Source organism: Acidobacteriota bacterium (assembly GCA_026393755.1).
In the GTDB taxonomy this organism is placed as follows: domain Bacteria; phylum Acidobacteriota; class Vicinamibacteria; order Vicinamibacterales; family JAKQTR01; genus JBAXOX01.
This window is the reverse complement of record JAPKZO010000028.1, coordinates 26,642-45,320: the sequence shown is the minus strand read 5'-3', so window position 1 is coordinate 45,320 and position 18,679 is coordinate 26,642. Positions and strand designations below refer to the sequence as shown.

16 protein-coding genes are annotated in these 18,679 nt (G+C 65.0%); 12 read left to right on the top strand and 4 right to left on the bottom strand.

Going from position 1 to position 18,679, the window contains the following annotated elements; translation table 11 throughout:
- The first annotated feature begins 106 nt into the window (after positions 1-106).
- Positions 107-1,540: a class II fructose-bisphosphate aldolase gene (locus tag NTV05_10720; GenBank protein MCX6544865.1), complete on the top strand. Its 1,434-nt coding sequence runs from the start codon at positions 107-109 to the stop codon at positions 1,538-1,540.
- 6 nt (positions 1,541-1,546) lie between these two features.
- Here the strand turns inward: NTV05_10720 and NTV05_10715 are convergent, their stop codons facing one another.
- Positions 1,547-2,179, bottom strand: a complete 633-nt coding sequence (locus NTV05_10715; GenBank protein ID MCX6544864.1) for a hypothetical protein — start codon at positions 2,177-2,179, stop codon at positions 1,547-1,549.
- On the opposite strand from NTV05_10715, the gene def reads away from it, so the two are divergent.
- From def to NTV05_10690, 5 genes are all read left to right on the top strand, one after another.
- Positions 2,178-2,744, top strand: a complete 567-nt coding sequence (gene def / locus NTV05_10710; GenBank protein ID MCX6544863.1) for a peptide deformylase — start codon at positions 2,178-2,180, stop codon at positions 2,742-2,744. The two genes, NTV05_10715 and def, sit on opposite strands and share 2 nt — an antisense overlap.
- 64 nt (positions 2,745-2,808) lie before the next feature.
- Positions 2,809-4,344: an FAD-dependent thymidylate synthase gene (locus tag NTV05_10705; GenBank protein ID MCX6544862.1), complete on the top strand. Its 1,536-nt coding sequence runs from the start codon at positions 2,809-2,811 to the stop codon at positions 4,342-4,344.
- The gene (locus NTV05_10700; protein ID MCX6544861.1) at positions 4,341-5,552 is read left to right on the top strand and encodes an MFS transporter; all 1,212 of its coding nucleotides are present in this window, start codon (positions 4,341-4,343) and stop codon (positions 5,550-5,552) included. The genes NTV05_10705 and NTV05_10700 overlap by 4 nt, the downstream gene beginning before the upstream one ends.
- Positions 5,552-5,962, top strand: a complete 411-nt coding sequence (locus NTV05_10695) for a thioesterase family protein (GenBank protein ID MCX6544860.1) — start codon at positions 5,552-5,554, stop codon at positions 5,960-5,962. The genes NTV05_10700 and NTV05_10695 overlap by 1 nt, the downstream gene beginning before the upstream one ends.
- Positions 5,959-7,404 (top strand): sodium:solute symporter, encoded by a 1,446-nt coding sequence (locus NTV05_10690; GenBank protein ID MCX6544859.1) that lies wholly within the window; start codon positions 5,959-5,961, stop codon positions 7,402-7,404. The genes NTV05_10695 and NTV05_10690 overlap by 4 nt, the downstream gene beginning before the upstream one ends.
- A 215-nt stretch (positions 7,405-7,619) precedes the next feature.
- Here NTV05_10690 and NTV05_10685 read toward each other — a convergent pair whose 3' ends face one another.
- Genes NTV05_10685 through NTV05_10675 form a run of 3 tightly spaced genes read right to left on the bottom strand, consistent with a single transcriptional unit; the run spans position 7,620 to position 10,944 of the window.
- Complete coding sequence (locus NTV05_10685) at positions 7,620-8,417, bottom strand: alpha/beta hydrolase (GenBank protein ID MCX6544858.1); 798 nt, start codon at positions 8,415-8,417, stop codon at positions 7,620-7,622.
- A complete protein-coding gene (locus NTV05_10680; protein MCX6544857.1) occupies positions 8,414-9,967 on the bottom strand; it encodes a long-chain fatty acid--CoA ligase in 1,554 nt (517 codons plus the stop codon). The genes NTV05_10685 and NTV05_10680 overlap by 4 nt, the downstream gene beginning before the upstream one ends.
- Positions 9,968-9,969: 2 nt before the next feature.
- Entirely contained in the window at positions 9,970-10,944 is a 975-nt protein-coding gene (locus NTV05_10675; protein ID MCX6544856.1) for an alpha/beta hydrolase, read from the bottom strand.
- A gap of 255 nt (positions 10,945-11,199) precedes the next feature.
- On the opposite strand from NTV05_10675, the gene NTV05_10670 reads away from it, so the two are divergent.
- The 6 genes from NTV05_10670 to NTV05_10645 all read left to right on the top strand — a co-directional run bounded on the left by NTV05_10670 (position 11,200) and on the right by NTV05_10645 (position 18,652).
- The gene (locus tag NTV05_10670; protein ID MCX6544855.1) at positions 11,200-13,992 is read left to right on the top strand and encodes a TonB-dependent receptor; all 2,793 of its coding nucleotides are present in this window, start codon (positions 11,200-11,202) and stop codon (positions 13,990-13,992) included.
- Positions 13,993-14,164: 172 nt separating this feature from the next.
- On the top strand, positions 14,165-15,160 hold the full coding sequence (locus NTV05_10665; protein MCX6544854.1) for a ketoacyl-ACP synthase III: 996 nt from the start codon (positions 14,165-14,167) through the stop codon (positions 15,158-15,160).
- 2 nt (positions 15,161-15,162) lie between these two features.
- On the top strand, positions 15,163-15,948 hold the full coding sequence (fabG, locus tag NTV05_10660; GenBank protein ID MCX6544853.1) for a 3-oxoacyl-ACP reductase FabG: 786 nt from the start codon (positions 15,163-15,165) through the stop codon (positions 15,946-15,948).
- 48 nt (positions 15,949-15,996) lie between these two features.
- Entirely contained in the window at positions 15,997-17,205 is a 1,209-nt protein-coding gene (locus tag NTV05_10655; protein ID MCX6544852.1) for a thiolase family protein, read from the top strand.
- Positions 17,206-17,226: 21 nt separating this feature from the next.
- Positions 17,227-17,853: a TetR/AcrR family transcriptional regulator gene (locus NTV05_10650; protein MCX6544851.1), complete on the top strand. Its 627-nt coding sequence runs from the start codon at positions 17,227-17,229 to the stop codon at positions 17,851-17,853.
- Positions 17,854-18,031: 178 nt separating this feature from the next.
- On the top strand, positions 18,032-18,652 hold the full coding sequence (locus tag NTV05_10645) for a TetR/AcrR family transcriptional regulator (GenBank protein ID MCX6544850.1): 621 nt from the start codon (positions 18,032-18,034) through the stop codon (positions 18,650-18,652).
- Positions 18,653-18,679: the final 27 nt, after the last annotated feature.

Sequence of the window (18,679 nt, the reverse complement as noted above, 5' to 3'; positions counted from 1 at the left end):
CGGCTGGACCCCGGATGCCACCCCAACGCGGCTGCCGCATCGGGGGCCCCGGATACCGCCGGGGTGACGAGAAACCTGCTTCATTTATCTTCTGACAGGTGAATCCATGGAGTTCGAATCTGTCGCCCGGATAATTGATGGGTTGAAGCCGGCCTGTGTTGTTTCCGGCGAAACGGTCCAGGTTGTTGGCGAGGTTCCGCCGGCGGTCATCGACCGGCTGGCCTGGACGGCCGCATTCGGAGCGTCCCCGGAGATCAAGGGGACCGCGCGGTGGATCATCCGCGGCATCGGGGCACACATGGGGCTTGTGCCCGCGTCGATCCACGACCTGTATGTGGCGGTTGGACGAGGGGACGCGAAAGGGTTCACTGTTCCCGCGATGAACCTCCGCGCGATGACCTACGACACCGCACGCGCCGTGTTCCGTGCGGCCATCAATCTGAAGGTCGGGGCATTCATCCTCGAGATTGCGCGCTCCGAGGTCGGCTACACCGAGCAGCGCCCCCACGAGTACTCGGCCATTCTGCTGGCCGCGGCGCTGCGCGAGGGCTTCATCGGCCCGCTCTTCATCCAGGGCGATCACGTCCAGGTGAACGCGAAGAAGTTCGCGGGCCCGGAGCGCGAGAAGGAACTGGCGGCGCTTCGGGACCTGATCCGGGAGGAAATCGCCGCCGGGTTCTTCAATATCGACATCGACACCTCGACGCTGGTCGATCTGGACCAGCCCACGCTCGCCGGGCAGCAGCACGTGAACTGCGAGCAGGCGGCCTCCTTCACGCGGCTCGTCAGGGGGCTCGAGCCCAAGGGCGTCACGATCTCGATCGGCGGGGAAATTGGAGAGGTCGGCGGCAAGAATTCGGATGTGCACGAACTGCGCGCGTTCATGGCTGGATACGACAAGATGCGCGGCAGCCTGGCCGGCATCAGCAAGATCAGCATCCAGACCGGCACGGCCCACGGCGGGTTCGTCGCGCCGGACGGCAGCGTGCGGATGGACGTCAAGATCGATCTGAACACGCTGCGTGAGCTTTCCGAGTTGGCCCGCAAGGAATTCGGGATGGCGGGTGCCGTCCAGCACGGCGCGTCGACGCTGCCGCCGGACGCCTTCCACGAGTTCCCCGACGCAGGCGCATGCGAAGTCCATCTGGCCACCGACTTCCAGAACATGGTCTATGAGCACCCGTCGCTGCCGGCATCGCTCAAGGCCGAAATGTACGCGTGGGTTCGCGAGCACGCCCAGGAAGAGCGCAAGCCGAAGGACACCGAAGAACAGTTTCTCTACAAGTCGCGCAAGAAGGCGATCGGGCCGTTCAAGCGGCAGCTGTGGAGCCTGCCGGAGGGCATCAGGGCCGCCATCGGCGCGTCGCTCGAGCAGCGGTTTGCATTCCTGATGACGCAGTTGCGCGTGAACGGCACCGCAGATGTGGTGAAGAAGTTCGTCAAGCCGGCGCCGGTCGCGTTCGATCGCGCCGCCGAAGTCCGGGCCGCCGGCGGCACGATCACCGCGTCCGAGCGAAAAGCGGAGGGGCTGGCCGATTAGCGCCCACTACCTCTTCTTGAGTAACTCCGAACCCGAGATGGACACGCCGCAGACGGTCGCGTGGTAGTTCACCCGGACTCCGCCGTCTTCGAGCGCTGCCGTTCCGGTCACGGCGAACGTGCACGTGAGGCTGCCCGTCACATTGCCGGCTGCACCCCAGACGACCCCCGCGCCATCGAGCGAGGCCGTCGCGTTGCCAGCCAGTGAGAGACCTCCGCCGCAGTCCGCCCCGAATGTGCCGGCCGCGCTGACCGGCGTCAGTGAAGTGACGGACCACCTGAAGTTCCCGCACGTACCCGGATTCAGGTTGAAGCTTCCTGGAAACGCGCCGCCCGCAGACGAAGCCCACGTTCCAGCCGACAACGATCCCATCGTCTGGGACCCACCGGGCTGGGTGCCGCTGGTCGGGCTCGGAGACGTTGGTGTCAAGGTAGACGAGGCCCCGCATCCCGAAGCCGACAGGCCGGCAGCTGCGACGAACAGTGCCGCGCCAATCCAGTTCTTCATTAGTCGGCTCTTGGCGCTCAGATTGCATCCGATCATGATTCTCCACCCCTTCTGCACGGTATCGGCCGAAGCGGCTCTCAACTGTAGCCGCCTGGCGTCAAGCCGCACCTGCCCCGTATAATCAGGATTCATGTCTATCCTGAAGGTTGCGCGGATGGGTCACCCGGTCCTCCGCAAGACAACCAAGCCCGTGCCCCAGTCGGAGATCGCCGGCGTCGCGATCCAGCGCCTGATCGACGACATGATCGAAACGATGATCGAGTACAACGGCGTCGGGCTCGCCGCGCCGCAGGTGCGCGAGGATCTCCGGATCTTCGTGGCCCGGGTGGATGCTGACAATGAGGAAGACGAAGAGGGCGCGGAGAGAGCGGAGCGGCGCCCGGCTTCCACATCAGACGTCATCGTCATCATCAACCCCGAAATCACCCCGGTCGGCCGCCGCATGGTTGAAGACTGGGAAGGATGCCTCAGCATCCCGGACCTGCGGGGCCGGGTGCAGCGGCACCGCGACATCAAGATGCGTGCGTTCAACCGGGAGGGACAGCGCCTCGAGATCGAGGCCACTGGTTACGTGGCCCGCGTCATGCAGCACGAAGCCGACCACCTCGACGGCGTGCTGTTTCTGGATCGGATGAAGACGCTCCAGAGCCTCAGCTTCATCGAGGAGTACGTGCGGTACCACTCGAAGCAGGAATGAGAATAGAAGTAAGAATCACGAAGTATTGCTTCTTCCTTCTTGCTTCTGACTACTGACAAGCACCGTGCTACAAACCTCTCCCCCCCTCGTCACGCTGCGCAATGCGCCGCCGGCCCCCTTTGACGGGGCGATTGCGGCCGCGCGGACGTGCTACTCGCCCCGAGTCGTCGGGATTGGCGAGATCACAGACGCGCAGCGCGAGACGATCGGGGCGCTCACCTTCGACGCCGGCCATCACACGGTCTATCAGCACGCGCACTTCGAGTTCGGCCTCGAGAACATCTCGCGGCAGTTCGTGTGGAGTTTCCTGCACGCGCATCCGTTCTACAACTCCGAGCAATCGAGCCAGCGCTACGTCAGGTTGAACGAGCCCCGTGCCTTCGTGCCACCGCTCGATGGTGAAGCGCGCGCCGTTTACGAACAGGCCATTCTGCGGGCGTGGGACGACTACGCGACCCTGTCGGCGCTGTTGAAGCCGGACGCGTTCGCCATTTTGAAACAGCTGCGGCACGTAACGCCCCACGCGTCGGCGCCGCGCCTGGCCGGTATCGAGCGAGAAGCCGGGAAAAAAGCCATCGAAGTGGCGCGCTACGTGGTCCCGATTGCCGCCTTCACGTCGATGGTCCACACGGTGTCCGGCATCACGCTGTATCGCCTGCGTCGGATGATGAATGTCGGCGACACGCCCTTCGAAGCCCGGCAGGTCATTGGCGCCATGGTGGATCTGGTGAGCCGGCACGACCCGCTGTTCTTCGAGCGCGCCGGACGCGAGCCGCTTGGCCGCGACGCTGCGCCAGAGACGGCATTTCCCAGGCCGGTTGCCGGCTCGGATCGGTTCGCGAGGGAGTTCGACGCGAAGCTGGGCGGCCGGGTGTCCAGGTTGATCGACGCGTCCGATGACGCGGAAGCGCTCGTGGCGGATGCGGTGCGGGCCACCTTCGGGCTCGCCTCCGACGAGATGTCGGACGGTGAGGCGATCGACCGGGTGTTGAATCCAGCGCGCAACCGCTACCTGCTGGACACGCTCGACGTGTCGCACCACTCGCCGCTGATGCGCGCGCTCCATCACGTCAGCTACACGTTCGCCAGGCGCATCAGCCATACCGCAGACTCGCAGGACCAACGGCACCGCTGCGTGCCGGCGTCGCGCCCCCTGCTGACGTTTGCGACGGCCCGGACGCCGGACTTCATCACGCCCGGGCTTGTCGCAAGCAACCCCGCCGCCACCGCGCGGTTCCAGGAGTCGATGCAAGCCGCCTGGGCCTCGAGCCGCCGCCTGCTCGATCTCGGCGTACCCCTGGAGTTCGCCGTCTGCGTGCTTCCCAACGCGCTGGCCGTACGCACGATCGAAACGGGCCCGCTCAGCGCGCTTGGGCACAAGTGGACGCAGCGGACGTGCGTCAACGCCCCGGAGGAGATCTACAAGGCGTCGATGGACGAGCTCGATCAGGTGCGCGCGAAGCACCCGAGGCTCGCGCGTCACATCGGCCCGCCCTGCGTCGTCCGCAACGGCCTGATCGCGCCGCGCTGCACCGAGGGCCGGCATTTCTGCGGCGTTTCCGTGTGGCTCAACTTCCCGAACGTCGAGCGGCGCCTGTGAAGGCCTCCCCCCTGATCGTCGTGTTCGTGACGGTCTTCATCGACCTGCTGGGTTTCGGGATCATCATCCCGCTCCTGCCGTTCTACGCGGAAACGTTCGGAGCCAACGCGTTCACCATCGCGATGCTCGCCACCTCGTTTTCGGCTATGCAGTTCATCTTCGCGCCACTCTGGGGGCGATGGTCGGATCGAATCGGCCGGCGGCCCATCATCCTGATGGGCTTATTCGGGTCGTTTCTCTCGTACCTGGCCTTCGGTCTCGCCAGCTCCCTGGCGCTCCTGTTCACCGCGCGCATCTTCGCCGGGATTGCCGGAGCCAACATCCCGACGGCCCAGGCCGTGGTCGCCGATGTGACGACGCCAGAGAACAGGGCGAAGGGGATGGGAATGATCGGCGCGGCGTTCGGGCTGGGGTTTATCTTCGGGCCGGCGATCGGCGGATTCCTGAGCCGGTGGGGCTACGCGACGCCGGCGTTGTTCGCGTCGGCGCTTTCGCTCGCCAATTTCACCGCCGCCTGGTTCCTCCTGCCCGAGACGCTGAAACCCGAGCACCGGGCCAGAGTGCGCGTCGGGCGGCTCGACGCGCTTCGCCAGGCGGTGACCCGTCCGCATCTGCCGCTGCTGCTGCTCGTGAGCTTTCTGGCCGTGGGCGCGTTCTCCGGCTTCGAGACCACGTTCGCCCTGTTCGCCGAGCGGACGTTTGCGTTTCACGCGTCGACGATCGGCTATCTGTTCGCGTTCGTCGGCGTGATCCTCGTCCTCGTGCAGGGCGTTCTCGTCGGGCGTACGGTCAAGCTCATCGGCGAGCACCACATCGTGCCCATCTCGCTTGGGGTCGTGTCGATAGGCCTGTTGATGATCCCGGCGTCATCGACCGTCGCCGTTCTCATGGTGACGCTGGCCGTGCTGTCTATGGGGATGGGTTTCAACAACCCGTCGCTCATGTCGCTGATCTCGCAGTGCTCGGCCGCGGAGGATCAGGGCGGTGTTCTCGGCCTGACTCAGTCACTCGGCAGTCTCGCCCGGATTGTCGGCCCGCTGTGGGCAGGATTCGCGTTCGACAACCTCGGCATCGCGGTGCCGTACATCAGTTCCGCCGCGATGATCGCCGTTGCCTGCCTGATCAGCATCGTCTCGCTCTGGCGAACGCGCACCGACAGGTCGTCGGGCGCTCCGGTGACGCCAGGCCCGATGAGGGGGAGTCATTGATGGCGTTCAAGTACAGCTGCCCGGTGGAAGTCCGGTTCCGCGACTGCGACCCGATGGGCCATGCCAATAACGCGGTGTATCTGACCTACCTGGAGGTCGCGCGCTTCGCCTACTGGCGCGATGTGTGCGGGGGCCGCGGCTGGGGCGACATCAAGTTCATCATGGCCCGCATCGAGGTCGACTACAAGGCGCCGGCAGAGCAGGGCGACGTGCTGAGCGTGCGTCTCGGGATCACCAGCTTTGGAAGGACCAGCTTCGTGTTTGAATACGAACTGCTCAACCAGCACGGGAGCGTGATCGCAATCGCCCGCACCGTGCAGGTGATGTACGATTACGCGGCCGGGAAGCCGGTCCCCGTCCTTCAGGAATTCAAGGACCGGGTGCTCGCGTATGAGGGATTGGCGGGATGAGCACGATTGCCCTGGGTTGGACCGCCGTCGTCGCGTACTTTCTCCTGACCAGTGCGCTCGCCTACCGGAGTTCGCGCCGCACGAGTTCCGTCGCGACTTACGCGGTGGGCAACAGGGACATCCCCGCCGTGGTGGTTGGACTTTCGCTCGCGGCACAACTCACGAGCGTCGCGACGTTCGTCGTGAACCCCGGCCTCGTGTACGCGTACGGGTACTCGGCGCTGCTGGGCTACGGGTTCTGCGCCGCGATGGGGATTACGCTGGGGCTCGCGTTCTTCTCGCGCCGGTTCCGGACCCATGGCGCCCGCGTGCGGGCCGTCACCGTGCCTCAGTGGATCGGGACGCGTTACGAGTCGACGCCGCTACGCACCGGCTTCGCGGTGCTGTCGCTCGGCCTGATCACGTTCGCGACGCTCATCGTCGTTGCCCTGTCGCTCGTGCTGTCGCGTCTGCTGGTGGCGCCTCCCGAAGCCGTTGCTGCCGCCTTGATGACCATCGTCGTCCTGGGAGTGATGATGGGCGGCGCCACGGGACACGCGTGGACCAACGCCGTGCAGGCGTCGGTGATGGTCGTCGTGGCGGCGCTCCTGATCGGCGCCGGATGGCCCCTGCTTGGAGCGGGCGGAGGCATCACCGAGAGACTGGCGGCCATCGATCCGAATCTCGTGCTGGCGACCAACCCGGCGTCGCTCTATTTCCGCAACCTGTTCGAGGTCGTCGTCTGCAACTTCGTCATTGGCCTCGCTATCGTCTGCCAGCCGCACATCATCAGCAAAGCCCTCTACCTGCGTGACGACAGGGAAGTGCGAAAGTACCTCGCCACCGCGATTGGCGTCGGGTTGCTGTTCACCGGCGTGCTGGTCACCGGCATCTGGGCGCGCTTCGCGCTGACGCAACCCGTGGCGATCGATCGCGTGATCTCGACGTGGATCGCGAGCAGTTTTCCAGCGGGCGTGCAAGTGCTGATCACGATTGGGTTGCTGTGCGCCGGCCTCTCGACCCTCGAAGGGATTCTGCTGGCGCTGTCCGCCACGTTTTCGGCGGATTTCTACCCGCTCTTCGTGCGGGGCGGCACAGACCGCGCCGCGCTGCGCGCTGGCCGGGCCGGCCTCGCGATGGTGGCTGTCACGACAGTCCTGCTTGCCATCTGGCAGATCTCGCATCCGACTGGCGGCACGGTGGCCATCTTCGCGCAGTACGGGGTCTACCTCCTCTTCTCGGCGTCGTTCCTCCCGCTCGGCTGCGGGATGTTCCTGCCGCGTGTCGGCCGCAGCCTCGTGTCGGCTGCAGTCGTGGCCGTCGTCGTGACGTATGTGGCGGTGGCGCTGCTGAAGTTGACGACACTGCACAATAACCCGGCGTTTCTCGCGACGGCTGGAATCGCCGTCGGGTGGGTCGTAATCGGTGTCGGGAGTCTGGTCGGGCGGCTGCGATCCACCTGAGCCGCTCATGGTGTTGACGCCGGCAATCGGCGTCAGAACGATGCCTTTGATTTCGTCATTCCGGCGTACGCCGGAATCCAGCCCTGTACCTCTCTGGACCCCGTATACCACCCCAACGCGGTTGCCGCGTTGGGGGCCCCGGCTTGCGCCGGGGTGACGAGAGCTTGCTTCACTCGATGAGATGAAACCCGTAGAAGGTGTCTGGTACGGCGAGTCTACAAGTTCGGCAGTCCAGCCAGGAACCCCTCGCACAAGCGCAGGAACACCTCTAGCTGTTCGACGACCAGTGCGTGGCCGCTGCCGCTCACAAATGCCTCTTCGGCTCCCGCGATGCCGGCGACAATCGCCCGGGACCGATCGAGCGGCATGACGCCGTCGTGTTCGGCGATGATCACAAGCGTCGGGCACACGATGTCCCGAAGACGCGGGCGCAGGTCGAGACCCACCATCGCGCCGACGATGCTGGCCGTGCCATCGAACCAGGAGTCGGGAAGAGCGGCCACGTGTTCACGCCTGGCGGCAAGCCATGCGGCGTTGGCGTCGAGGAAGGCTGGCGAGTAGGTCGACGGCAGCAGCAGGTCGTAGAACGCGAAGCGATTCCCTCCCCTCGTCGCCTCGTGGCACGCCTCGACCAGCGCTCGGGAACCAGCCATCATCTCGGGCGTGCTCCAGTCGGTCGCCGTCGCCGCGACCAGCGAGGCCACGCGATCGGGATGGCTGGCCGCCAACAGCAGTCCAACCTCGGCGCCGAAGGACGTACCGATGATGTGCGCCCGGGCGACATCCAATGCGTTCAGCAATGCCACAACGTCAACAACGTGACCCGAAAGATCCGTGTGGAGCGGTGGCCCTGGGCTCAGCAGTTGTCCCCGGAAATCGCAGCGAACGACTCGCCAGCGGGTCTGCAGGCTCTTCGTGGCATTGTTCCAGTTGCTGATCGTCATCATGCCGCCGTTCAGCAGCAGGACGGGATCGCCGGATCCGTCCACACGGCGGGCGAGTGGCTGGCTCATAATCTTCTTCCGGCGTCGGCGTCCGAACCCGGAGAGGCCAGCACGAGATCTCGCAACGAGCCCTTCACCAGCTTTCCGTACGGCGTGCGCGGCAGGGCATCAACTAACACCCACCGCCGCGGGATCTTGTATTTCGCCAGTCGGCCTTCAAGAAACGCCGCGAGCTCATCGCCGGTCGTGCCACCCGGTTGCCTGGGCACGACGATGGCCGCGCCTATCTCGCCCCAGGTCTCGTCCGGAATACCCACCACGGCGGCATCCTTCACGGCAGGATGAAGCAGGAGCGCACCTTCGATCTCGGCGGGATAGATGTTGACGCCGCCCGAGATCAACATGTCCTTCTGGCGCCCGGCGATGAAGAAGAACCCATCGGCATCGCGGCGTGCCAGGTCGCCGGTGCGAAACCACCCGTCACCATCGAGCGCGGCCGACGTGGCGTCAGGATTACGCCAATAGCCTTTACAGACGTGCGGACCGCGCAGCCACAACTCGCCGACGTCGTCGATCGGGACGTCGCATCCGTCTTTGCCAGCCAGTCTCGCTTCTGTGAACATGAGCGGCTTGCCGATCGAACCCTTCTTTCTGACCGACTCCTCGATGGTCATCGCGAAACAATTCACACCGACCTCCGTCAGGCCGTACCCCTGTTTGAACACGACGCCGCGGCGCTGATACGCCTCGATGATGTAAAGCGGCAGCGGTGCGCCTCCGCTCATCAATGCCCGCACGCTCGACAGATCTGTTCGCACGAACTCGGGCGACTCCATCAGCAGCTTGTAGATGGTGGGCACGCCCAGGACGACCGTGCAGCGCTCGCGCGCGATCGTCTGCCAGATCTCCACAGGATCAAACCCCGCGTGGAGCACGATCGTTCCGCCAATCGTGAAGATCGGCACGAGGAAGGCCCCCAGGCCGCCCGCGTGGTAGAGCGGCGTGAAGATCGGGCTCACGTCTTCTTCCCGCAGCTGCCAGCCAACCACCGTGTTGTAACCGTTCCAGACGATCATCCGGTGCGGCACCATCACGCCCTTGGGCTGGCCTGTCGTGCCGCTGGTGTAGAGGAGGCAGCAGATATCTTCTGGCACCGGGCGGCTCAACCGGGTCGCGGCAACGGGAATCAGTTCGGGCAGTCGCTGGTCGCCACTGGTCGCCGGTTCATCGAGAGCGATCCAGCGCTCGATGTCCACCATGGCACGAAGCGTCCGCACCGTGTCGCCGAATGCCCCGTCATAGAGAACCGCTCGAAGCCCGGCATCGCGGGCAATGTGTGCCAGTTCGTGCGCGGTGAGCCGGGTGCCGAGCGGCACGAGGATGATGCCCGACTTTGCCGTCGCGAAGAACGCGTCGAGGAACTCGATGCGGTTGTGGGCCAGCAGGCCAACCCGATCTCCCGGCAGCAACCCGCAGACGTCGATCCACATGGACGCCATGCACGCGGCGCGGTCGTCGAGCTCGCGGTAGGTATGCCTCGTGCCTTGTGGGACGCAGACAAGCGCGACCTTCTCAGGTGTCAGCCGTGCGCGCTCACCGAGCAGATCCGCGTGGCGCATGGCTACCTCCGTCCGGGGCCCTGCGCGGCGGCGCCAGCCACGGTGCCGGGGCCTTCGACCCGGCGCGAGGGCGGCGCCGATTGCAGGATGTCGGAAAGGGCTGCGTCGAAGCGCGACGGGCACTCCACGTGCGGCACGTGGCCGCAGGCCGGCAGCGTGGTCAGACGCGAGGCGGGGAGATCGGCCATCATCCGCCGTGCGTATGCGAGCGGCAGCAGTTTGTCCGATTCGCCCCAGAGCAAGTCGACTGGCGCGGCGATCTCGTGCAGCTTGCCTTCAAGGAGGAACCGATCCATCTCCGAGGCGGTCTGCGCCATGCGCGCGATGGGGCCAACGTTCGCTTCGCGGACCACATCATCGAGTACGTAGCCGGGAATCGGATCCGAGCCGGGATCTCGCAACTGGCTCATGAGCGCGACGGCCTCCTCGCGTGACCTGGGCATCAGACTCAGGTCCTGGCGATCGCCCCTGAGAGCGCCCCCGTCGACCAGTACCAGTCGGGCCACTCGATCCGGGTGCTCTCGCGCGTACAGAAGCGCGATCCACGCGCCAAGCGAGTTGCCGACGATGATGACCGGATCGTGCGATATCTGGTTCATCACCGCTTCGAATCCGGCGAGCACCTGGCTGACCGACAGCGGCCCTTCTGCAGGAGCGCTCGCCGCGTGACCCGCGAGATCGGGAATCACGAGGCGATAGCGGCCGCCCAGCTTCTCTGCCACGTGCGACCACGTCCCGGCGTGGTCGCCGGCACCATGCAGCAGGACCAGTGTCTGGCCCCGGCCTCCACTCCAGTACGTCTGAGGGCCCACGCTGGCGGCTACCGTGGACTCGGTGAGCCCGGCGTCTTTCAACAGCCGCCGGTTGAACCACGCGTAGACACTCAGTGGACGTTTGTAGACATAGCCGGCCGCTGTCATCAGGACCAGCACGACCAGGACACCTGCCGAGACGCCGACCTTGGTTCCAACCGTCATACGTGCCTCCCCGGGAGCTTCCTGCCGACCTCTCCAGCCGATCGCCATATTGGCACTTGACCAGCACCGGTTACCCTCGGTATTGTATGCGAGGCCGAAAACATATCAACCGCCCGATATGTTTTGGCTATCTCAGAGGCCAAGGTTGTTGTCCTCCGAAAAACTGGGCTCTAGCGAGATGTCAGCTTCAGATTTCGGACACCAGTAGGTTCGGTTGGGCGCGCCGCGGACGTCGGCCGCCCGGGGGAGGAAGACATGGAGAGGAACTGGATGCGCATTCCGGCTGGCGGCCTGTTGACCGCCGCACTGATTGCCGCGATCGTTGGTCTGGCGCCGGCACCCGCCCGCGCACAGATTGCCGACGCCACTATCGAGGTCATTGCCCAGGACCAATCGCAAGCCGTGCTGCCTGGTGTGACCGTCACTGTGCTCCGGCCCGATACGGGCTTCACACGGACCGGCGTCACGGATGCGAGTGGCACCGTCCGGTTCATCGCCCTTCAGCCTGGCGTGTATTCGGTCAAGGCCGAACTCTCCGGCTTTGCCACGGTCAACGAAGAAAACGTCACGCTTCGCGTGGGCCAGACCGCACGGTTGACGACGACCCTCAAGGTCGCGAAGGTGGCCGAGACGGTAACCGTGACGGCGGAGGCGCCGCTGGTCGACGTCTTCAAGACCGACTCCTCGACCAACATCGTTCCCGAACAGATCGAAGCGTTGCCGGTACCCAACCGCGACTTCCAGCAGTTGGCGTTCCTGGCTCCCGGCGTGCAACGTGAGCGCGGCGGATTCCGGTTCGTCACGAACCAGCCCGTGCTGGGCGCAGGCGGCAACGCGAGCCAGTCAACGATCCTGGTGGATGGCGTCGATTTTACGGACCAGACGCTGGGCCTGGCCCGGGCGCGATTCAGCCAGGATGCGATCAGCGAGTTCCGCGTCATCACGAACCGGTTCGACACCGAGATCGGCGGCTCGGCCGGCGGCGCGCTGTCGATTGTGACCAAGTCGGGCACCAACGTTCTGCACGGATCGGGCTTTGGTTTCTTCCGCGACGACTCGCTGCGCAGCAAGGGCGAGCTCGAGCAGTCGAAGAACCCGTACTCGCGCCAGCAGTTCGGATTCACGCTCGGCGGTCCGGTGGTCCAGAACAGGACCCACTTCTTCGGCTCGTTCGAACAGGTGAACGAAGACAACATCGCGCTGGTCCGCCCGCAAGGCACCACCTACGCTTCGCTCGCGCACGACGTCACGGTACCAATCAAGCAGTCGCTGGCGTACGTCGGCCTCGACCACCGGATGTCTGACGACCAGAACGTCCGCGCGAAGTTCATGTACGAACGGTCGCGTCAGGACAACTTCCGCGTCGGCGGCCTGTCGGACGTGTCGAACGGCATGGCGCTCAATCGCGACAACTGGAACCTGACCCTTTCGCACGCGTGGACGCTAAGCCACTCGTCGCTCAACCAGATCGCGGTCCAGGTTGGCCAGCGGAAGTTCGTCGAGCCGAACAATTCCACCTCGATGGCCGAGTCGTTCACCTTGGGCAACACCTACTCGATCGGCGCCAACTACGTCGGCGACCAGAACGACACGGCGAGGCTCTTCGAAGTGCGAGACACGTTCTACACGCGGATCGGCAGCGGCCGTTTTGCCCAGGACATGAAGATCGGCGGCGGCGTCCAGCACGTGAAGGACACGTGGAACTTCCCGGTGTATCCGAAGGGGTGGATGATCTACCTGAACGACACAAGGTTGTTCCCGTACCTCTACGTCTACGGCAAGGGCACCAGCGAGTCGACGATTTCCACGAACTTGATCTCGGTCTTCATCCAGGATGATATCAAGCCGTCATCGAGGGTCACGATCAGCGCCGGCGTGCGGTACGACCTCGATACCAACGGCAACAACCCGAACTTCACGAGTCCCGCCATGACGACGGCTCGTGGACGCGACACCAACAACGTCCAGCCGCGCGTCGGCCTGTCGTGGGATCTGACGGGCACGGGCAGCCACGTCCTGCGCGGCGGTGTCGGCCTCTTCACCGGCCGGTTCCTCCTGGTACCGGCGCACTCCGAGTTGCAGCGCAATAGTTACACCGGGTGGATCACGCAGCAGCGTCTCAACGGCGCCCTGCTCGGCTATCCGACCCTCGCGCTGGATCCGGCCAATCCGCAGACCACGGGGCTGGCGCTGGCGTACGACGCCACGCATTTGGACAACAAGTTGGTGAGCCCGTGGGCCACGCAGGCGACGGTGGGCTACGCAGCTCGCCTCGGCAAGACGGGTTTGACGGCCGACTTCGAGGGCGTCTACGTGAAGGGTGACGACGAGATCGTGCTCCAGGATCAGAACTGGCGCGGCAATGGCGTGGCCGGCGGCCGGCTGGACGCGACTCGCAACTTCATCGACACCTACACGAACAAGGGCCACTCCACCTACAAGGCGTTCGTCATGAGCCTGAGCGGGAACATCAAGGGCGGCCACCTGGTCAGCGCCTCGTTTACCGTGGCGGACAAGAAGAACATCGAAGACGACTTCAGCCCGGCGCTCACCGATTATCCGAACGATCCCGCGAACATGGAGGCCGAATGGGGCCGGTCGCGCGGTGACGAGCGGTACCGCTTCGTGACGTCCGCCGTCATTCGGCTGCCCATGCGATTCACCGTCGCTCCGATCTTCAGCTACGGCTCCGGCCAGCCGTGGAATCTCCGCCTGGGCTACGACGCCAACGGCGACGGCCGCAACTCGGATCGCCCGACAGGCACGGCACGATTCAGCCAGAACGGCCCGAACTACATGTCGTTCGACCTTCGCCTGACGCACCGGCTGCCGCTCGGGAGCCGTGTGAGCGCGGAGTTCATCGCCGAGGTGTTCAACCTGCTTAATCGGACAAACTACGACGTCAACTTCATCCAGGGCAACCAGAATCTGGCTGGGCCGACGCCATCGGCGCCGACGACAGCGCTGACACCCAACCCGAACTTCGGGAAGTACCTGGCGACGCTGCCAAGCCGCGAGGCGCAGCTGGGCCTGCGGATCAGGTTCTAGCGCAGGACCGCTCAATCGTTCGTCGTGGGGCAGGTTCGGGGACGTTCGGTCCCCGGACCTGTCAGCACGCGAGCCTCGCCCCTCGATGCGCACCACCCCACCTGGTCCCGGCGGAACGGGCGGTGCCACGCGTCCTTTCATCGGAACGGCCGGGTGTCTCCGGAGATCATTCATGACTCGCTATGCCACGATTACCGGAACGGGGCGGTACCTGCCCACGGTCCAGGTGACCAACGACCAATTGCGGGCGCGCTTCGCGCACCTGCCGGAGTTCGTCGACAAGATGGAGGAGTCGAGCGGCATCCGCTGCCGCTGGCATGCTCCCGAATCCTGGGCGACTTCCGACGTGGCGCTGCCTGCCGCGCAGCAGGCGCTCGAGCGTGCCGGCCGCAAGCCCGAGGATGTCGACCTGATCATCCTGGGCACCGACTCGCCCGACTACATCACGCCGGCCACCTCGGTCGTGCTCCAGCACAAGCTGGGCGCGAAGAACGCCGGCAGCTTCGATGTGGGATGTGCCTGCGCCTCATTTCCCACAGGCCTTGCGGCGGGCGCGGGGATTATCGCAACGAATCCCGCCATCAAGACTGTCCTCGTCGTGGGCGTCTACCTGATGCACAAGCTCACCGCGGCCACTGACCCGATGATCTTCTTCTACGGGGACGGAGCCGGCGCGGCCGTGCTGGAAGCGTCGGACACGCCGGGCTTCCTGAATGCGGCTTTCGTGGCCGACGGCGCGTATCACAAGCACTGGGGCATCTACTCGGGCGGCACATACGAGCCTGCCACGGAGGAGTCGGTCCGCGCCGGACGCACGAGCTGCCAGATCAACGACCGCTATCCACCCGAGATCAACCACGAAGGATGGCCCCGGCTGGTGCGCAAACTGGCGCGCGAGGGCGGTTTCGCCGTCAGCGACATCGACTTCATCATCTTCACGCAGGTGCGGAAGCCGTCGATCGATCTGGTGATGGCCGACCTCAGCCTGCCGCTCGACCGGACGCACACGATCATGGAGGAGTGGGGCTACACCGGCTCGGCCTGCATTCCCATGGCGCTCGACGACGCGCTGCAGAGGGGAAAGATCAAACCGGGCGCGCTGACGGTGTTCGTCGGATCCGGCGTCGGATACAACCAGGCCGCAACGGCCATCCGCATGAGGGCGTGAACATGAGTCTCGAAACCGGTCTTGCAGGCAAGGTGGTCATCGTCACGGGCGCGGCGGCCGGCATTGGATACGCCACGGCCGTGGGTTTCGCGAAGGAGACGTGCCGTGTGGCGGCATGGGATGTCTCGGACGCGAAGGCTGGCGAGATCGTCTCCTCGCTCTCGGCGGCTGGCGGCGACGCGGTGTTCCAGAAGGTGGACGTCGCCAGCCCGGCGAGTGTCGCGGAGGCCGTGGCAGCGACGGTGGCGAAATGGGGCCGCGTCGATGTCCTCGTCAACAACGCCGGCATCGTGCGTGATGCGCTGTTGATCAAGTGGAAGGACGGCGCCCAGGTCGGGATGATGACCGACGAGAGCTTCGACCAGGTGATCGACGTGAACCTTCGAGGGCCGTTCCTGTGCACGCGTGCGGTGGTGCCTCACATGATTAGAGCAGGCGGCGGCGCGATCCTGAACGCCTCCTCCGTCGTGGGCCTTTACGGCAACTTCGGCCAGACCAACTACGTCGCCACCAAGGCGGGGCTCGTCGGGATGACCCGGACGTGGGCCCGGGAGCTTGGACGTCACAAGATCCGCGTCAACGCCGTCGCCCCGGGGTTCGTCGCCACCGAGATCCTGAAGGCGATGCCCGAAAAGGTGCTGGAAGGTATGATTGCCAGAACCCCGCTCGGCCGGATGGGCCGGCCCGAGGACATCGCCAACGCCTACGTCTGGCTGGCCTCGGACGCCGCCTCGTTCGTGACGGGGACCGTCATCTCGGTCGATGGCGGAATCGTCATCGGGACGTAACAGGCGCACGCTGCAGGCTCCCCGGCGCCAGCCAGGATGAGGTGTCATATGAACAAGCCGGTCTATATTGCCGCGTATCACCAGTCGAAGTTCGGCAAGCTGATGGGCATGACGGTGCCCGCAATCGTCACGAACGCGGTGACCGAGGTCTGCCAGCAGATCAAGATCGATCCGTCGCAGATAGACGTCGGATCGATTGGAGCCGCGTGCCATTTCACGCTCAATCAGCAAGGGCTGCTCGCCGGCCTGATGGCCTCGGTGCCCGGGCTCGAGGGCAAGCCGATTGAATCGGTCGAGAACGCGTGCGCTTCGGGCGGCCAGGCTGTGCTGTCGGTGGTCTACAAGTTGTTGCTCGGGATGGGCGAGGTCGGAATCGCGGTCGGCTACGAGAAGATGCGCGACCCCGAAGGCAAGGCGGACGGCAAGCTGATCGGCGCGGCCCTGGGCGTGTTCTCGCACCCGGACGAGCGGGCCGGCAAGGTCTTCGTCTTTCCCCACATCTTTGCCGAGGTGATGGCCGAGTACATGAAGACGCACGGCGCGACAGAGGCCGACTTGGCGCAGATTGCCGTCGCCGAATACGCCAACGGCAACAAGAATCCCTATGCTCAGATGCAGAAGGCGACTGTCACGCTCGAACAGGCCATGACGATCGAGGGCATCAATCGGTACATCGTCGATGGTCTCCCCCTCAAGACGTATGACTGCTCCCAGATGACCGACGGTTACGCGGCACTCATCATTGCGACCGAGGAAGGACTGAAGCGGCTCGGCGTAGCCAAAGCCGACTGCGTGCAGATTGCGGGCTACGCGCAAGCCACAGACTCGTTGCTGCGTGCGGGCCGAGACGTGCTGCGCCCGGGTGGAGCGCTTGGCGCGATGAACAAGGCGTACAAGATGGCCGGCGTCTCACCGGGCGACGTCAATGTCGCCGAGGTCCACGATTGCTTCACCGTCATGGGCGCCATCGGCACCGAAGTCATCGGCAAGGCCGCCTACGGCCAGGGCGCGAAGTACTGGGTTGACGGCCGCGCCAACGTGGACGGTGAGTGCGGCATCAACACGTCGGGCGGACTCATCGCCAAGGGCCACCCGGTCGGTGCCACCGGCATCGCCATGATCGGCTGGTCCGCCTGGCAGTTGCTCGGCAAGGTGCCGCCCGCGCTGCAGGTGAAGAACGCGAAGGCGGCCGCCACATTCAACATCGGTGGCCCGATTTGCGCCTCGGTGTGCACGGTGCTGAAGCCGGCGTCGTAGATGGGCTGACACGGGGATCTGATGAACCAGGAGGAACGATCGGAACGGAGCCGCGCCCAGATCCTGGAGGCGGCGCTCGCGCTGTTTTCTCACCAGGGGTATCGCGCCACCACGACCCGCGAGATCGCGCAGCGGGCCGGTGTGTCGACCGGCAGCGTCTACCATCAGTTCAAGGAAAAGGAGGCGATCTTCCGCGAACTCCTCGATACCTACTGGCGCGCGATCGATGACCCCGACTTTCCGCCCAACAAGGCTCTCACGACCGGGAGCTTTCCCGAGAATCTCGAGGAGATCGGCCTCGCGGCGCGCGCAAGCGTGGAGCACTATCGCCCCTATGTCGCCCTGATCTACGTCGATGTCGTCGAGTTCGGAGGCAGCCACATCCGGAAGTTCTACTCGGAAATGGCCGGGCGTTTTGAACGTTTCGTGGTGGCCCACAGGGATGAGCTCAAGCTCGAGGGAAAGCTCAGGCCGGAGATCAAAGCCGCTTCGGCCGTCATGCTGGCGTTTCGGACTTTTCTTCAGTACTTCGCCGTGGAATTCGTGTTTGGCGTGCACGATCACTTCGGCAAGAGCAGCGAAGAAGTCGTGAAAGAGATCGCCCACATCCTGCGCCACGGCATGCTCAAGCCTGCGTCTGGTGACTGAGGCCGCTTCACGCAGGACGCCTGCGTCGCCTTCGTCCCCCCGCCCACAATCCCGGTCTGCCGCTTTGCGGGTGTATCATGGCGCGATCGGGACGGGGTCCGCTGGAACGCACCGGGCCGGACGTGCGACGAGACTGGCCCTTCGCGGGCTTCGGGCGAAAGGCGGCCAAGCCAAAGCCATGAACCAGGAAGAACGCACACAGCGAAGCCGCGCCGCCATTCTTGACGCGGCGCTCGCGCTGTTTGCGACGCAGGGCTATCGCGCGACATCCATGCGAGACGTGGCCCGGAAAGCCCTGGTGTCGATCGGCAACGTCTACCATCACTTCGAGGACAAGGAGACCATCTTCCGGGAACTGCTCGATGTGTTCTGGCGGGTGGTCGAGACGCCGGACTTTCCCGTGACCCGCGCTCTGACCGAGGGGACCTTTCCGGAGAACCTGGAAGCCCTCGGCCACGCGGCCCAGGAGAGCATTGCCAAGTACCGGCCCTACGTCCGGCTGATCTACGTGGACGTCGTCGAATTCGAGGGCAGCCACATCCGGAAGTTCTACTCGGAGATGGCCAGCCTGTTTGGACGATTCGTGGAGGGCCACCGGGACCAGATCCGGATTGAAGGAAAGCTGCGCCGCGACATTCCGCCTGCCGAGGCGATCATGTTCGTGTTCCGGACCTACCTGCAGCACTTCGCAGTCGAACTGGTCTTTGGCGTGCCGGATCTCTACGGCAAGAATACCGGCCAGATCGTCCGCGAGATGTCGGACATCATGCGGAACGGCCTGCTTCAGACGAAGGCTTGAGAATTGATAGCTGCTCCCGGGGGATTG

Excerpts from the sequence above, each read along its gene's own strand:
- NTV05_10665 (MCX6544854.1), top strand. The coding sequence starts at position 14,165 with ATGACTCGCTATGCCACGATTACCGGAACGGGGCGGTACCTGCCCACG.
- NTV05_10670 (MCX6544855.1), top strand. The coding sequence starts at position 11,200 with ATGGAGAGGAACTGGATGCGCATTCCGGCTGGCGGCCTGTTGACCGCC.
- NTV05_10650 (MCX6544851.1), top strand. The coding sequence starts at position 17,227 with ATGAACCAGGAGGAACGATCGGAACGGAGCCGCGCCCAGATCCTGGAG.
- NTV05_10695 (MCX6544860.1), top strand. The coding sequence starts at position 5,552 with ATGGCGTTCAAGTACAGCTGCCCGGTGGAAGTCCGGTTCCGCGACTGC.
- NTV05_10675 (MCX6544856.1), bottom strand. The coding sequence starts at position 10,944 with ATGACGGTTGGAACCAAGGTCGGCGTCTCGGCAGGTGTCCTGGTCGTG.
- fabG (MCX6544853.1), top strand. The coding sequence starts at position 15,163 with ATGAGTCTCGAAACCGGTCTTGCAGGCAAGGTGGTCATCGTCACGGGC.
- NTV05_10655 (MCX6544852.1), top strand. The coding sequence starts at position 15,997 with ATGAACAAGCCGGTCTATATTGCCGCGTATCACCAGTCGAAGTTCGGC.
- NTV05_10720 (MCX6544865.1), top strand. The coding sequence starts at position 107 with ATGGAGTTCGAATCTGTCGCCCGGATAATTGATGGGTTGAAGCCGGCC.
- def (MCX6544863.1), top strand. The coding sequence starts at position 2,178 with ATGTCTATCCTGAAGGTTGCGCGGATGGGTCACCCGGTCCTCCGCAAG.
- NTV05_10690 (MCX6544859.1), top strand. The coding sequence starts at position 5,959 with ATGAGCACGATTGCCCTGGGTTGGACCGCCGTCGTCGCGTACTTTCTC.
- NTV05_10685 (MCX6544858.1), bottom strand. The coding sequence starts at position 8,417 with ATGAGCCAGCCACTCGCCCGCCGTGTGGACGGATCCGGCGATCCCGTC.
- NTV05_10715 (MCX6544864.1), bottom strand. The coding sequence starts at position 2,179 with ATGAATCCTGATTATACGGGGCAGGTGCGGCTTGACGCCAGGCGGCTA.
- NTV05_10680 (MCX6544857.1), bottom strand. The coding sequence starts at position 9,967 with ATGCGCCACGCGGATCTGCTCGGTGAGCGCGCACGGCTGACACCTGAG.
- NTV05_10645 (MCX6544850.1), top strand. The coding sequence starts at position 18,032 with ATGAACCAGGAAGAACGCACACAGCGAAGCCGCGCCGCCATTCTTGAC.